This is a genomic window from Streptomyces sp. NBC_00094, from assembly GCF_026343125.1.
Classification (GTDB): Bacteria; Actinomycetota; Actinomycetes; order Streptomycetales; family Streptomycetaceae; genus Streptomyces.
Map to the genome: position 1 here is coordinate 5,932,339 of NZ_JAPEMB010000001.1, position 12,799 is coordinate 5,945,137.

Annotated in this window: 9 protein-coding genes; 1 reads left to right on the top strand and 8 read right to left on the bottom strand. The window is 73.1% G+C overall.

Annotated elements, in window-relative coordinates; genetic code table 11:
- Positions 1 to 8 precede the first annotated feature (8 nt).
- Complete coding sequence (locus OG580_RS26475; RefSeq protein WP_267046152.1) at positions 9 to 974, top strand: bifunctional riboflavin kinase/FAD synthetase; 966 nt, start codon at positions 9 to 11, stop codon at positions 972 to 974.
- A 37-nt stretch (positions 975 to 1,011) separates the two neighbouring features.
- Here the strand turns inward: OG580_RS26475 and OG580_RS26480 are convergent, their stop codons facing one another.
- From OG580_RS26480 to eccE, 8 genes are all read right to left on the bottom strand, one after another.
- On the bottom strand, positions 1,012 to 2,037 hold the full coding sequence (locus OG580_RS26480) for an ABC transporter ATP-binding protein (protein ID WP_267046153.1): 1,026 nt from the start codon (positions 2,035 to 2,037) through the stop codon (positions 1,012 to 1,014).
- Positions 2,034 to 2,999: an ABC transporter ATP-binding protein gene (locus OG580_RS26485; RefSeq protein ID WP_267046154.1), complete on the bottom strand. Its 966-nt coding sequence runs from the start codon at positions 2,997 to 2,999 to the stop codon at positions 2,034 to 2,036. The genes OG580_RS26480 and OG580_RS26485 overlap by 4 nt, the downstream gene beginning before the upstream one ends.
- Positions 2,996 to 3,907, bottom strand: a complete 912-nt coding sequence (locus OG580_RS26490) for an ABC transporter permease (protein WP_267046155.1) — start codon at positions 3,905 to 3,907, stop codon at positions 2,996 to 2,998. Before OG580_RS26490 ends, OG580_RS26485 begins: the two co-directional genes overlap by 4 nt.
- Positions 3,904 to 4,965: an ABC transporter permease gene (locus tag OG580_RS26495; protein WP_267046156.1), complete on the bottom strand. Its 1,062-nt coding sequence runs from the start codon at positions 4,963 to 4,965 to the stop codon at positions 3,904 to 3,906. The genes OG580_RS26490 and OG580_RS26495 overlap by 4 nt, the downstream gene beginning before the upstream one ends.
- 3 nt (positions 4,966 to 4,968) lie before the next feature.
- Positions 4,969 to 6,834: an ABC transporter substrate-binding protein gene (locus OG580_RS26500; protein WP_267046157.1), complete on the bottom strand. Its 1,866-nt coding sequence runs from the start codon at positions 6,832 to 6,834 to the stop codon at positions 4,969 to 4,971.
- A 180-nt stretch (positions 6,835 to 7,014) separates the two neighbouring features.
- Positions 7,015 to 10,305: an SCO5717 family growth-regulating ATPase gene (locus OG580_RS26505; RefSeq protein WP_267046158.1), complete on the bottom strand. Its 3,291-nt coding sequence runs from the start codon at positions 10,303 to 10,305 to the stop codon at positions 7,015 to 7,017.
- Positions 10,306 to 10,522: 217 nt separating this feature from the next.
- On the bottom strand, positions 10,523 to 11,368 hold the full coding sequence (locus OG580_RS26510) for a hypothetical protein (RefSeq protein WP_267046159.1): 846 nt from the start codon (positions 11,366 to 11,368) through the stop codon (positions 10,523 to 10,525).
- Entirely contained in the window at positions 11,368 to 12,672 is a 1,305-nt protein-coding gene (gene eccE, locus OG580_RS26515) for a type VII secretion protein EccE (protein ID WP_267046160.1), read from the bottom strand. Before eccE ends, OG580_RS26510 begins: the two co-directional genes overlap by 1 nt.
- Positions 12,673 to 12,799 lie beyond the last annotated feature (127 nt).

Consider the following 12,799-nt stretch of genomic DNA (forward strand, 5'->3'; position numbering starts at 1 on the left):
CGGTCACAGTGCAACGCTGGCGTGGCTTGGAGGACATCCCCCAGGACTGGGGGCGCAGCGTCGTCACCATCGGCTCCTACGACGGGGTGCACCGCGGGCACCAGTTGATCATCGGGCGTGCCGTCGAGCGGGCCCGTGAACTCGGCGTCCCCTCCGTCGTGGTCACCTTCGACCCGCACCCCTCCGAGGTCGTGCGGCCCGGCAGCCATCCGCCGCTGCTCGCCCCGCACCACCGGCGCGCCGAGCTGATCGCGGAGCTGGGCGTGGACGCGGTGCTCGTGCTGCCGTTCACGGCCGAGTTCTCCCAGCTGTCCGCGGCGGACTTCATCGTCAAGGTGCTCGTCGACAAGCTGCACGCCAAGGCCGTCATCGAAGGCCCGAACTTCCGCTTCGGACACCGGGCCGCCGGGAACGTCGCGTTCCTCGCCGAGCTCGGCGAGACGTACGACTACGACGTCGAGGTCATCGACCTGTACGTCAGTGGGTCGGCCGGCGGCGGACAGCCCTTCTCCTCCACCCTCACCCGACGGCTCGTCGCCGAGGGCGACATGGCCGGCGCGGCCGAGATCCTCGGCCGCCCGCACCGCGTCGAGGGCACCGTGGTCCGCGGCGCGCAGCGCGGCCGCGAGCTCGGCTTCCCGACGGCCAACGTCGAGACCCTGCCGCACACGGCGATCCCGGCGGACGGCGTCTACGCCGGCTGGCTGACGGCCGCGGGCGAGCGGATGCCGGCGGCGATCTCCGTCGGCACGAACCCGCAGTTCGACGGCACGGAGCGGACGGTCGAGGCGTACGCGATCGACCGCGAGGGCCTCGACCTGTACGGGCTGCACGTGGCCGTGGACTTCCTGGCGTACGTGCGCGGCATGCTCAAGTTCGACACCCTGGACGACCTGCTCCGGGCGATGGCGGCGGACGTGAAGCAGAGCCGCGAGCTGACGGCGACGTACGACCGGGAGAACCCCGCGGCCTGACGGGCCACCAGGGCCCGTCGCCCCCGGGCCGGCGGGCTCAGTCCGTCGCCTCTCGCGTCACCCAGTGGCACGCCACCGCCCGCGTACCGCCGCCCCCGAGGACCGGCAGGCCCTCGCCCCGGCAGCGGTCGGCGACCGGCGCCGCCTCGCCCGAGGCGAGCAGCTGGCAGCGGGCGTGGAAGCGGCAGCCGGACGGGATGCGGGACGGGTCCGGAGGTTCGCCGGTCAGCACCACCGGAGCGCCGCCGGACTCGGGCAGGACCGACAACAGTGCCCGGGTGTACGGGTGTTGCGGAGCCGTCAGGACGGTCTCCACGGGGCCGGTCTCCACGACGCGGCCCAGGTACATCACCGCCACCCGGTCCGCGATGTTCCACGCGAGACCCAGGTCGTGCGTCACCACCAGGGCCGAGAGGCCGAGTTCGTCCCGCAGGCGCAGCAGCAGCGCCAGGATCTCGCCCCGTACGGACGCGTCCAGCGAGGCCACCGGCTCGTCGGCGACGATCAGTTCGGGTTCCAGGACGAGCGCGCCCGCGATGACCACGCGCTGTCGCTGGCCACCGGACAGCTCGTGCGGATAGCGCAGGAAGAAGCGCTCCGGCGGTCGGAGCCCGGCCCGCGCGAGGGCCCCGGCGACCGCCTCCCGCTCGTCCTGCGAGGATCGGTGGACCGCGTGGATCCGCAGCCCCTCGGCCACGGCGTCGTACACCGTGTGCCGGGGGTTCAGCGAACCGCTCGGGTCCTGGAGGACGAGCTGAGCCCGCTTCCGGTAGGCCTTGAGGGCCCCGGAGGAGTACGCGAGCGGCTTCCCGTCGAAGGAGACCGTGCCCGACGTGGGGCGCACCAGGCCGAGCAGCGAGCGGGCCAGCGTCGTCTTGCCGCACCCCGACTCGCCCACGAGCGCCACGATCTCACCGGCACCGATGTCCAGGTCCACCCCGTCCACCGCGCGGGCGGGCGGCGCGCCCCGCCGCCCGGGGAAGACGACGTGCAGCCCGCTCGCCGTCAGCAGGGGACCCGCAGGGGCCTCCGTGCCCAGGACGGCACTCACGGCGGTACTCATGACGCACTCCCCACGTGTACGCAGGCGGCCCGGCGCCCCGCGCCCGCCTCCCGCAGTTCCTGGTCCTCCGCCGCGCAGGCGTCCAGCGCCACCGGGCAGCGCGGGTGGAAGGCGCAGCCGCCCGGCAGGTCCGCCGGGTCCGGCGGGTCACCCGGCAGGCCGCGCGGCGCCCGCCGGGACGCGAGGTCCCCGATCCGGGGGAACGCCGAGGACAGCGCCCGCCCGTACGGGTGCGCGGCGGCCTCGTACACCGCCCGCGCCGGACCCTCCTCGACGACCCGTCCCGCGTACATCACGGCGAGCCGGTCGCAGGTGTCGGCGAGGACGGCCAGGTCGTGGCTGATCATCAGGAGGCTGATGGACTGCTCGGCGACGAGTCCCTCGATCAGCCGCAGGATCTGTGCCTGGATCATCACGTCGAGCGCGGTCGTCGGCTCGTCCGCGACGATCAGCCGCGGCTCGCAGGCGAGCGCCATCGCGATCATCACGCGCTGCCGCTGTCCGCCGGACAGTTCGTGCGGATAGGCGGCCGCGCGGGCGGCCGGCAGTCCGACGTGCTCCAGCAGCTCGCCGACGCGCCTGCGGGCCGCCGCAGGGGTCGACCTGCCGTGCACGAGCAGCGGTTCGGCGATCTGGTCCCCGATCCGGTGCACCGCGTTGAGCGAGTGCATCGCGCCCTGGAAGACGATCGACGCGCCTGCCCAGCGCACGGCCCGGAGCCGTCCCCACGACATGGCGAGGACGTCCTCCCCGTCGAGCAGGACCTCGCCCTCGATCCGCGCCGAGGCCGGCAGGAGCCGTAGCAGCGCGAGCGCGAGCGTCGACTTCCCGCAGCCGGACTCGCCCGCCACGCCCAGCTTGCTCCCCGCCTCCAGGGTCAGGTCGACCCCGCGTACGGCGGGCACGGCGGCCGCCCCCGACCCGTACGTGACCCGCAGGTCCTTGATCTCCAGCAGGCTCAACGCCCCACCCCCAGCTTCGGGTTGAGTACGGACTCGACGGCGCGGCCGCAGAGCGTGAACGCCAGCGCGACCAGCGCGATCGCGATACCGGGCGGAGCCAGGTACCACCAGTGGCCGGAGGAGACCGCGCCCGCCTCCCGGGCGTCCTGGAGCATCCCGCCCCAGGAGACCACCGTCGGGTCGCCGAGCCCGAGGAAGGCGAGGGTCGCCTCGGTGAGGATGGCCGTCGAGATGCCGAGCGTGGTCTGCGCGAGGACCAGCGGCATCACGTTCGGCAGGACGTGCCTGCCCATCACATGCCGGTGGCCGCCGCCGAGCGCGGTCGCCCGCTCGATGTACGGGCGGGACTCGACCGCGATCGTCTGCGCCCGCACGAGGCGGGCCGTCGTCGGCCAGGAGGTCACGCCGATCGCCAGGACCACCGTCCACATCGACCGGGACATCACCGTGGCGAGCACGATCGCGAGGACCAGCGTCGGCATCACCAGGAACCAGTCGGTGATCCGCATGACGACGGTCGAGAACCAGCCGCCGTAGTGCCCGGCGATGATCCCGACCAGGGTGCCGATGGCGACCGAGAGGACCGCCGCGAGGAGTCCCACGAGCAGCGAGATCCGTGCTCCCCAGATCAGCAGACCGAGCAGCGAGCGCCCGAACTGGTCGGTGCCGAGCGGGAACTCGGCGCTCGGCGGCTCCAGGGCCGTGCCCGGCGCCTGCGTCACCGACTGGACGTCCGCGCCGACGGTCAGCGGGGCGGTGAGGGCGAGCAGGGCGATGAGGGCGAGTCCGGCGAGGCCGTAGAGCCCGGCGCGGTGGGTGCGGTACTGCTTCCAGAAGCGGGCCACCGAGGCCCTGCGGCGCTCCCACACCAGCGACGTCGTGGGGGAGGGCGTCTTCGCGGTCGTCATCGGCCCACCCGGGGATCGAGCAGCGGATAGAGCAGGTCGGCGATCAGATTCATCAGGATCATCGCTCCGGCGAAGACCACGAACAGGCCCTGTACGAGGGGCAGATCGGGCACGCTGAGCGCCTGGTAGAAGAGGCCGCCGAGCCCGGGCCAGGAGAACACCGTCTCCACCAGGATCGAACCGGCCGCCACATGGCCCAGGTTGATGAAGATCATGGTGACGGTCGGCAGGAGCGCGTTCGGTACGGCGTGCCGGCGCCGTACGACGTCGTCCCGCAGCCCCTTCGCCCGCGCCGTCGTCAGATAGTCGCCGCCCATCTCGTCGAGGAGCGAGGAGCGCATCACGAGCAGGGTCTGCGCGTAGCCGACGGCCACCAGCGTGACCACGGGCAGGACCAGGTGATGGGCGACGTCGAGGACGTACCCGAAACCGGTCTCGCCGGTCCCCGACTCCATGCCGCCGGTCGGGAAGAGCCCCGGGATCGGCCCCATGCCGACCGAGAACACGATGATGAGCAGCAGGCCCAGCCAGAACGACGGCACCGACCACAGGGTCAGCGCGATCCCGGTGTTCAGCTTGTCGCCGAGGCCGCCGTGGCGCCAGGCCGAGCGGGTGCCGAGCCAGAGCCCGAGCGCCGAGTAGATCACCACGGCGACCCCGGTGAGCAGCAGCGTCGCGGGCAGCTTCTCCGTGATCAGCTCCCCGACGGGGGCGCGGAACTGGAACGAGGTGCCGAGATCACCGCTCAGCGCCTTGGCGCAGTAGTCGGTGAACTGCTGCCAGAGCGGCAGGTCGAGACCGAACTGACGGCGGAGCGTCGCGAGTTGCTCGGCCGTGGTGGGCACGCCGTGGGTCATCGCCTTCACCGGGTCACCCGGGATGATGCGGAAGAGGAAGAAGCTGGTGACCAGCACGGCGAGGAGCGAGACGAGCGCGCCGCCCAGCTTCCCCGCCGCATGGCGGAGGTAGCCGAGGGAGGAACCGGTGCGGGGTGCGCCGTCCGTGGCGCGGGCCTTCTCGGCCCGCGCCACGTCGGCGGGGGTGCTTGCCGTCGTCACGGACTACTCGCGGTCGTCGGCGGTGGTGCGGCGGCGCCGGGCGCCCCAGACGCCCACGCCGACGAGGACGATCACGGCGGCGGCGATCCCGACGATCACCCCGGTGGACGAGCCGTCCTCGGAGTCCTCGGCCTGCGCCATGGGCACGGCCGACCACCAGCTCCAGTAGCCGTCCTGCCCCCACAGGTTGCCGGCGGCCTCGGGCATGGTCGTGATGGACTTGATCTGGTCCGTGCGGTACGCCTCCAGGGCGTTCGGGTAGGCCATGACGTTCATGTACCCCGTGTCGTACAGCCGGGACTGCATCCTCTTCACCAGATCCGCCCGCTTGGCGGCGTCGTACTCCACCGCCTGCTGCGCGTAGAGCGCGTCGAACTCCTTGTCGCAGATGAAGTTGTCGGTGGCTCCGCTGTCCTTCGGCGTCGCCGGGAGCGTGCCGCAGGTGTGGATCGACAGCACGTAGTCCGGGTCCGGGTTGACCGACCAGCCGTCGAAGGCCAGGTCGTAGTCGCCCTTGACCCACGGGTCGGAGACGCTGTCCAGGCACTCGACCGTCAGCCCGATGCCGAGCTTGCCCCACCACTCCTGGAGGTACTTGCCGATCGCCTTGTCGTTCGGGTCGGTGGCGTGGCACAGGATGCGGAAGTCGAGCGCCTTGCCGTCCTTGCCGACCCGCTTGCCGTCGGCGTTCTTCCGGTACCCGGCCGCGTCGAGGACCATCGAAGCCCCGGCCGGGTCGTACGCCCGCTTCTGCGCGGCCTCCGGCTTCCAGAAGTACGAGCCGAAGCGCGGCGGGATGTACCCCTCGCCCTCGACCGCGTGGCCCTGGAAGACCTTGTCGACGATGGTCGTCCGGTCGACGGCGAGGAAGAGGGCCTTCCGTACCGCCGGGTCGAGCAGTGCCTTGTGGCCGTTGCCGAAGGTCTTGCCGTCCTGGGAGCGGGCGCCGGGGTTGGTGGCGATCGCGAAGAAGCGCCGGCCGGGGGCGTCGTTCACCTTGACGTTCTTCTGCGACGTCAGCGCCGCCGCCTGGGCGGGCGTCAGGTTCGGTACGAAGGACACCTCGCCCTTCTGGAGCGCGGCGACGGCGGCGTCACCGTCCTTGTAGTACTTGAACACCAGCTCGTCGAACTTGGGTGCGCCCCGCCAGAACGTCTTGTTCGGCTTGAGCTTGATGTACTGGTCGACCTTGAAGTCCGTGATGACGAAGGGGCCGTTGCCCACGATCGGGAACTGCTGGTCGTTGTTGAACTTCGAGAAGTCCCCGACCTTCTCCCACACGTGCTTCGGCACGATCGGCACGTCGAGCGCCGTCATCGTCGCCTGCGGCTTCTTGAGCCGGATGACGAGCGTCTGCGCATCGGTGGCGGTGACCGTCGCGAAGTTGGACGTGAAGCTGCCGTTCGCGGTGGCGGCGTTCGGGTCCGTCATCATCTTGTTGAAGGTCCAGGCCGCGTCCTCGGCGGTGGCCTGCTTCCCGTCGGACCAGGTCGAGTCCTTGCGGATCGTGTACGTCCACGTCAGCTTGTCCGGCGAGGAGGTCCACGCGGTCGCCAGGCCGGGGACCGTCCGGGCGTCCTTGGCGTCGTAGTTGGTGAGGTACTCGTACGCCAGCCGGTGGATGCTGGTCGAGGTGAGCTTCTGGGCGAGGAACGGGCTCAGCGAGTCGATGCTCTGCGAGACGGCCACCGTGAGGGTGGTGCCGCCGCCCTTCGCGTCATCGGCCGTGGCCTGGGCGGGCGGGGCGGCCTGGTCGGCCTGCGCGGCCTGGGGAACGGCCGCGAGCGCGGTGGCGGCGACACCCGTGGCGAGAAAGAGCCGGAGGAGTCTTCGGGGGGCGGCCGGACGGGAAGGGACCTTCGTGACCATGACCATAGGACGTGACCTCGTGTCGTGGATCTTGGGGGCGCCAACTGGTGAAGCGAAGGTCTATCAGCGGCGGACCACCGCGTCAACGATGCGTCAAACCCCTTGTGGGCTGCGGGAATGCCAAGAGGCTCCGTATCGGTGAACCGATACGGAGCCTCATTGGTCTACTCCTGTAACGCCTTACTGCTGAGGGGCTGGCGGCGCCTGCGGAGGCGCCTGGGGGTCGGCCTGCGGAGGCAGCGGCTGCCCGGGCGCGGGCTGCGACGGATCCTGCGGCTGAGGCTGCTGCCAGGCCTGCGGCACGCCCGGCTGCCCGGGCTGCTGCGGATAGGGCTGGGGAGCCTGGGCCGGATACGGCTGACCGGGTGCGGGCTGTCCGGGTGCGTACTGCCCGGGCATCGGCCCGCCGCCCCCGTACTGATCGGGCATCGGCTGCCCGGGTGCCGGCTGGCCCGGCATGGGCGGACCCGGCTGGCCGTACCCCTGCGGGGGGTACGGCTGCTGTGCCTGCGGCTGCGCCGGGTACGGCTGCCCGGGCTGCGGCGCCTGGGGCGCGTACGGCTGACCCGGCGTCGGCTGTCCGGGCGCGTACTGTCCGGGCGCGTACTGCCCGGGACCGGGCTGGCCGGGCATGGGCTGGCCCGGCATCGGCTGCCCGGGTGTGTACTGCCCCGGCACGGGCTGCCCCGGACCCGGCTGTCCGGGCGCGTACTGCCCGGGCATCGGCTGGCCGCCCCCGTACTGATCGGGCATCGGCTGGCCTGCCCCGTACTGATCGGGCATCGGCTGCCCGGCCCCGTACTGCCCCGCTCCGTACTGCCCGGCCCCGTACTGATCGGGCATCCCCTGGCCCGGCATCGGCGGGGCCATGTGCGGAGGCAGCCCGCCCTGGCCGTCGCCGGTCCACAGCCCCTGCGCCTGCTGCGCGCGGGCGAAGTCCTCGGCCACCATCGCCGAGAGGTGGAAGTACGCCTCCCGCGTCTTCGGCCGCATCATGTCGAGGTCTACCTCGGCACCGGCCGACAGGTGCTCGTCGAAGGGCACGACCACGACACCGCGGCAACGGGTCTGGAAGTGCTGCACGATGTCCTCGACCTTGATCATCTTGCCGGTCTCGCGGACCCCGGAGATGACGGTGATCGAGCGCTGCACCAGGTCCGCGTAGCCGTGCGCGGAGAGCCAGTCCAGCGTCGTCGACGCGCTGGACGCGCCGTCCACGGAGGGCGTGGAGATGATGATCAGCTGATCGGCGAGGTCGAGGACCCCGCGCATGGCGCTGTACAGCAGACCCGTACCCGAGTCCGTGAGGATGATCGGGTACTGCTTGCCGAGGACGTCGATCGCGCGCCGGTAGTCCTCGTCGTTGAAGGTCGTCGAGACGGCGGGGTCCACGTCGTTGGCGAGGATCTCCAGACCGGAGGGCGCCTGCGAGGTGAACCGGCGGATGTCCATGTACGAGTTGAGGTACGGGATCGCCTGCACCAGGTCGCGGATGGTCGCCCCGGTCTCGCGCCGCACCCGGCGGCCGAGGGTGCCGGCGTCCGGGTTGGCGTCGATCGCCAGGATCTTGTCCTGCCGCTCGGTCGCCAGGGTCGCGCCCAGCGCGGTCGTCGTCGTGGTCTTGCCGACGCCGCCCTTGAGCGAGATGACCGCGATCCGGTAGCAGGAGAGGACGGGCGTCCGGATCAGCTCCAGCTTCCGCTGCCGCTCCGCCTCCTCCTTCTTGCCGCCGAGCTTGAAGCGGGCCGCGTTGCCGGGGGTACGGCTCGACTTCGGCTTCTGCTTGTTGTTCCGCAGCAGCCGGTCGGAGGAGAGCTCGACGGCCGCGTTGTACCCGAGCGGGGCGCCCGGAATGGACCGCTCCCGCTGGTCGTGCGTCACGGGCGAGGGCCAGGCGGCCCCGGTCCGCGGGTCGACCGGCGGCTGCGCCTCGTGCGGCGGTACGGCTCCGGGGTGCGGGTATCCGTACCCGTCGGCGGCCTGCGCCTGCGGCGGCACACCACCGGGCTGCTGCTGCGGGTATCCGTAACCGCCGGCCTGCGGCGGCTGCGGGGGCGTACCCGGATGCGGGAAGCCGTAGCCGCCCTGCGGAGCCGGCGGCGGGACGGCACCGGGCTGCGGGTATCCGTACGCGCCGGGAGCCTGCGGCGGTACGGGAGCGGGGGCGGCGGGCGCCCCCTGGGCCGGCCAGGCGGCGGCGGGCGGCAACGGCGCGGCCTGGGGCACCGGCTGGGCCCCCGGAACCGGCTGCGCCGGCCACTGCTGAGCGGGCGCGGGCGCGGCCGGCTGGAACGACGGCGGCAGCGGCGGCAGTCCGGCCCCGCCCTGCGGCGCGACGGGCGGGTAGGCCCCGGGGGCCGAGTCGGCCTGGGGCGCGGGGAAGGGCGCCGGAGCGGCGTCGGCCTGGAGCGCGGCACCCGGGAAGGCTCCCGGAGTGGTGGCGGCGCCGGCCTCGGATGCCTCGGACGGCGCGGCGACGACGCCGTGCTCCGTACCGCTGTCCGAGTCGGCAGCAACAGCAACAGCAACAGCAACAGCAACAGCAACAGCGTCGACATCAGCGTCGACACCAGCGGCGTCATCGGTGTCGACGTCGGTGTCGGCCTCGTTGTCCGCCGACGGGGCCGACGGGGCCGACGGGGCCGACGGGATGTTCGCCGCCTCTCCGTCGGCATCGGGCGCGGCCGTCACCACGTCGTCCGAGCTCGTCGCGTCCGCGTCCGCGTCGGCGTCCGCCTCGGCGGCCGTCGTACCGGCCGAGGCAGCGCTCTCGACGGCTCCCGGCGCCTCGGCGCCGTCCGTACCGGAAGCTTCCCCTCCGGCGGCCTCGCCCCGCGCGGCCTTCGCCGCGGCCGAGCGCTCGGCCATCTCGCGCTTGAGCGAACCGGGAGAGAAGCGCATGGTCGCGCCGCTCTCCACGGTGCCGCCGCCGAACGGCTCACCGCCGCCGAACGACTCACCGGCCCCGGCGGTCACCGGCGCGGGCGTCTCGGGCGCGGGCGCCGGCGCGGGAATCGGCAGGGGTGCGGGCACCGGCACGGACATCGGCACCGGCATCGGCGCGGGCGGCACCGCGGCGACCGGCGTCTCCGGCGCGCCGACAACAGGCGCCACGGGCGCGGGCGCCACAGGAGTCGCGGGGGCAACAGGATGCACAGGAGCCACGGGGCCCACCGGAGCCACGGGGCCCACCGGAGCGACAGGGGCCGCGGGCGATGCCGGCGGCTGCGCGCCCCAGCCCGGCTCGAAACCGCTGCCCGCCGGGAGCCCCGGCAGCGCGACCGGCGCCCCGCTCGGCGGCGGGGGAGTGGCACCGCCCGACGCCGCACCGCCCGACGCGTTCTGCGTGTACCAGGCGGGCGGGGTGTAGTCGATGGTGAACTCACCCGTCATCTCGGCGGGATCCGCGTCGGACTGATCGTCGGCGGGCGGATTCCAACCCCCGTGGATCTCGTCGCGATCGCCGTTCACTTTGCCTCCTGGTGTGGTCGAGCACCCTTGTGCCGTTGTGGGCGGGGCTCTTCCAGCCTAATCGGCGCGGCATCCGTCGGGCAGGCCCGGCGGTCGCTCCGCGACCGCCGTTCCGACCGGGTCAGGCCCCCCAAGTGACCCGGTCGCGCCGCAGAGTGAGAACCCCGACCGTTCAAAACGATGCAAATACGGACGTACGTGAACGACTTCGTGCCGCTCAGTCCATCCGGCGCGCGCCGCCCAACAATCCGGTCTCGGCATCCGTCGCCTGCGTCATCACGAACTGCCGGTCGCCCGGGGTGCACCAGAGGGTCACCCCGTCCGCGAGCGTGGACAGCGCCTCGTACTCGTGGCGCGGCAGGCTCATGATGCGGCCGATCTGCGCGGCCTCGTCCGGGGAGACCCGCTGGATCCCGACCAGCGAGGACTTCTGCAGGAGTCGGGGCGCGACCGGGCTCAGATACGGGAGCAGCGTCACGACCGACTGCCACGGCGCCGAGACGACGCGGCCGCGCGGCGGGCGCATGCCGCAGTCGCGCACGACGACCACCGGGCTGCCCGCCGAGGCGCCCTGCGGCGGCACCCGGCCCACGTCGTGCAGCGAGATACAGGGCTGCCCGCCGCCCGCGGCCTGCGCGAGCGCCGTCCACGCCTGCGCGCGGCCGGTCTCGACGGCCACCCGGGCGCCCGTCGCGGCGGCCCGCAGCGCGAGCACCTGCGCGGTCCACAGGCCGCCGATGAGCGTGATGTCGTACGGGACGGGCCGGTTGATGCCGAGCACGGCCGGCCGGTTCTCGGCGTCCACGCCGATCACCATGCCGTCGTCGCCGACGGGGAGGGCCAGCGCGTCGAGCTGGTCCACGGGTACGGAGTGCCGGTCGCGGCGCGGACCCACGAGCCCGAAGCCGAAGCGGGGCCGCGCGTCCCGCGCCGTCCGCGCGGCAGCGCGCCCGGACCCGGCGCCACGGGACCCGGAGCCACGGGACCCGGAGCCACGGGAGGAGGAGCCGCGGGAGGACGGCGTCCCGGAATTCGACGGCGTACCGAAAGGAGCGTGGGCCATCAGCGCGCACCCCCCAGCGGCAGCGTCGCGAGAATGCCCGGCACCTGTTCCCGGTCGAGCCGCACCAGACCCGTCCGCACCCCGCGCGCCGCGCGCTCCAGTTCGTGCCGCGCCGCCACGAGTTCCTCGTCGCTGCGCCCGGTGATCCGTACGTGTCCGGTCACCGTCACCTCCTGCCGGTCCCCGCCGCTCAGCGTCAGGCTGAACGTCGTCGCGAGCGCGGGCAGCGAGGTCAGCAGGGCCACCAGCTGCGGCATCGAGGCGCCCGCGCTGCCGCCGGGACCGCCCAACTGGGGCCAGCGCCCCACCCAGTACGTCGTGTGCCGCCGGTCGTCGACCCGCCAGGTCCGCGCGGTCTCCTGGGTCCGACGGGTCTGCGCCTGCCCCCGGCCCGCCTGCGCGATCGCCATGGGGCTCGCGCACGTCGAGGTGGCGATCGCCGAGGTCAGCTCCTGCTCGGTCAGCACGCCGGCCGAGAACCCGGCGCCCGCCAGCCGGCTCGCCAGCTGGTCCGCCGCCCGCACCACGCACTTCTGCGCGCCCGTCATGCCGCCGCCGCGCGCGGCGACCGCCTCCGGGCACAGCTCGGGGTCGAGCTTCAGCGCGATCCAGGTGATCCGTACCGCGGGCGAACCCGTCTGCGCCTGGAGCGGTCCGTAGTTCCGCGCGGCCATCGACTGCGCCGGCAGGTGCGGCGCGGGCGCGGGCTGCGTGTGCTGCACGATCTGCGCCGACTCCAGCCGGATGCCGTCCACGCTCAGGACGTCCCGGACGAGACCGACGGGCAGCGGCCGGGCCGCGCGGTCGGGCCGCAGCGCCGTACCGTCCGACTCGACCCGCAGGACGGCCGTCAGGAACGTGCCGTCACCGATCATGCCGACCGGCCGCCGGTCGCGGTCGCTGTACGCGTACGTCCGCAGCGCCGGATCGCACTCCACGACCGGCGCGAGCCCCGGCTCCGTGCCCTCCGGCACGGTGAAGGAGGCCGCCCGGCGCGAGCGGGCGCGCAGCGCGAGGAAGGTGCCGAGCCACTCGGGCAGGGACCGCCGGTGGCGGCGTACGAGCGCCAGCAGGACGAGTACGACGGCGACCACGCCCGCGGGCACGAGCAGCAGTCGGTCGACGACCCAGGCGACCGCGAGCAGGGCCGCCGCCACCTCTATCAGTACGAGCTGTTGCAATCGGAACGAACCGAAGTGTCCGGGACGTGCCTGCAGTCGTGGTGAGACCGAGGAAATGGGTCCCGTGGAAGGGGGTTCGGAGGCCGTGGCCGCGGCGGGCCGCGTCCGCGTCGCGGAAACCATGATGGAGAATCCCCCTCAATTCGGCCCGATCACCCTGGCCCGCCAGGGCATTGGCGGCCGGATCACCCTACCCGCCCCACGAACCCCACGGGACAGCAGGCATAGTAGGGGGCCGGTCCGACAGCCG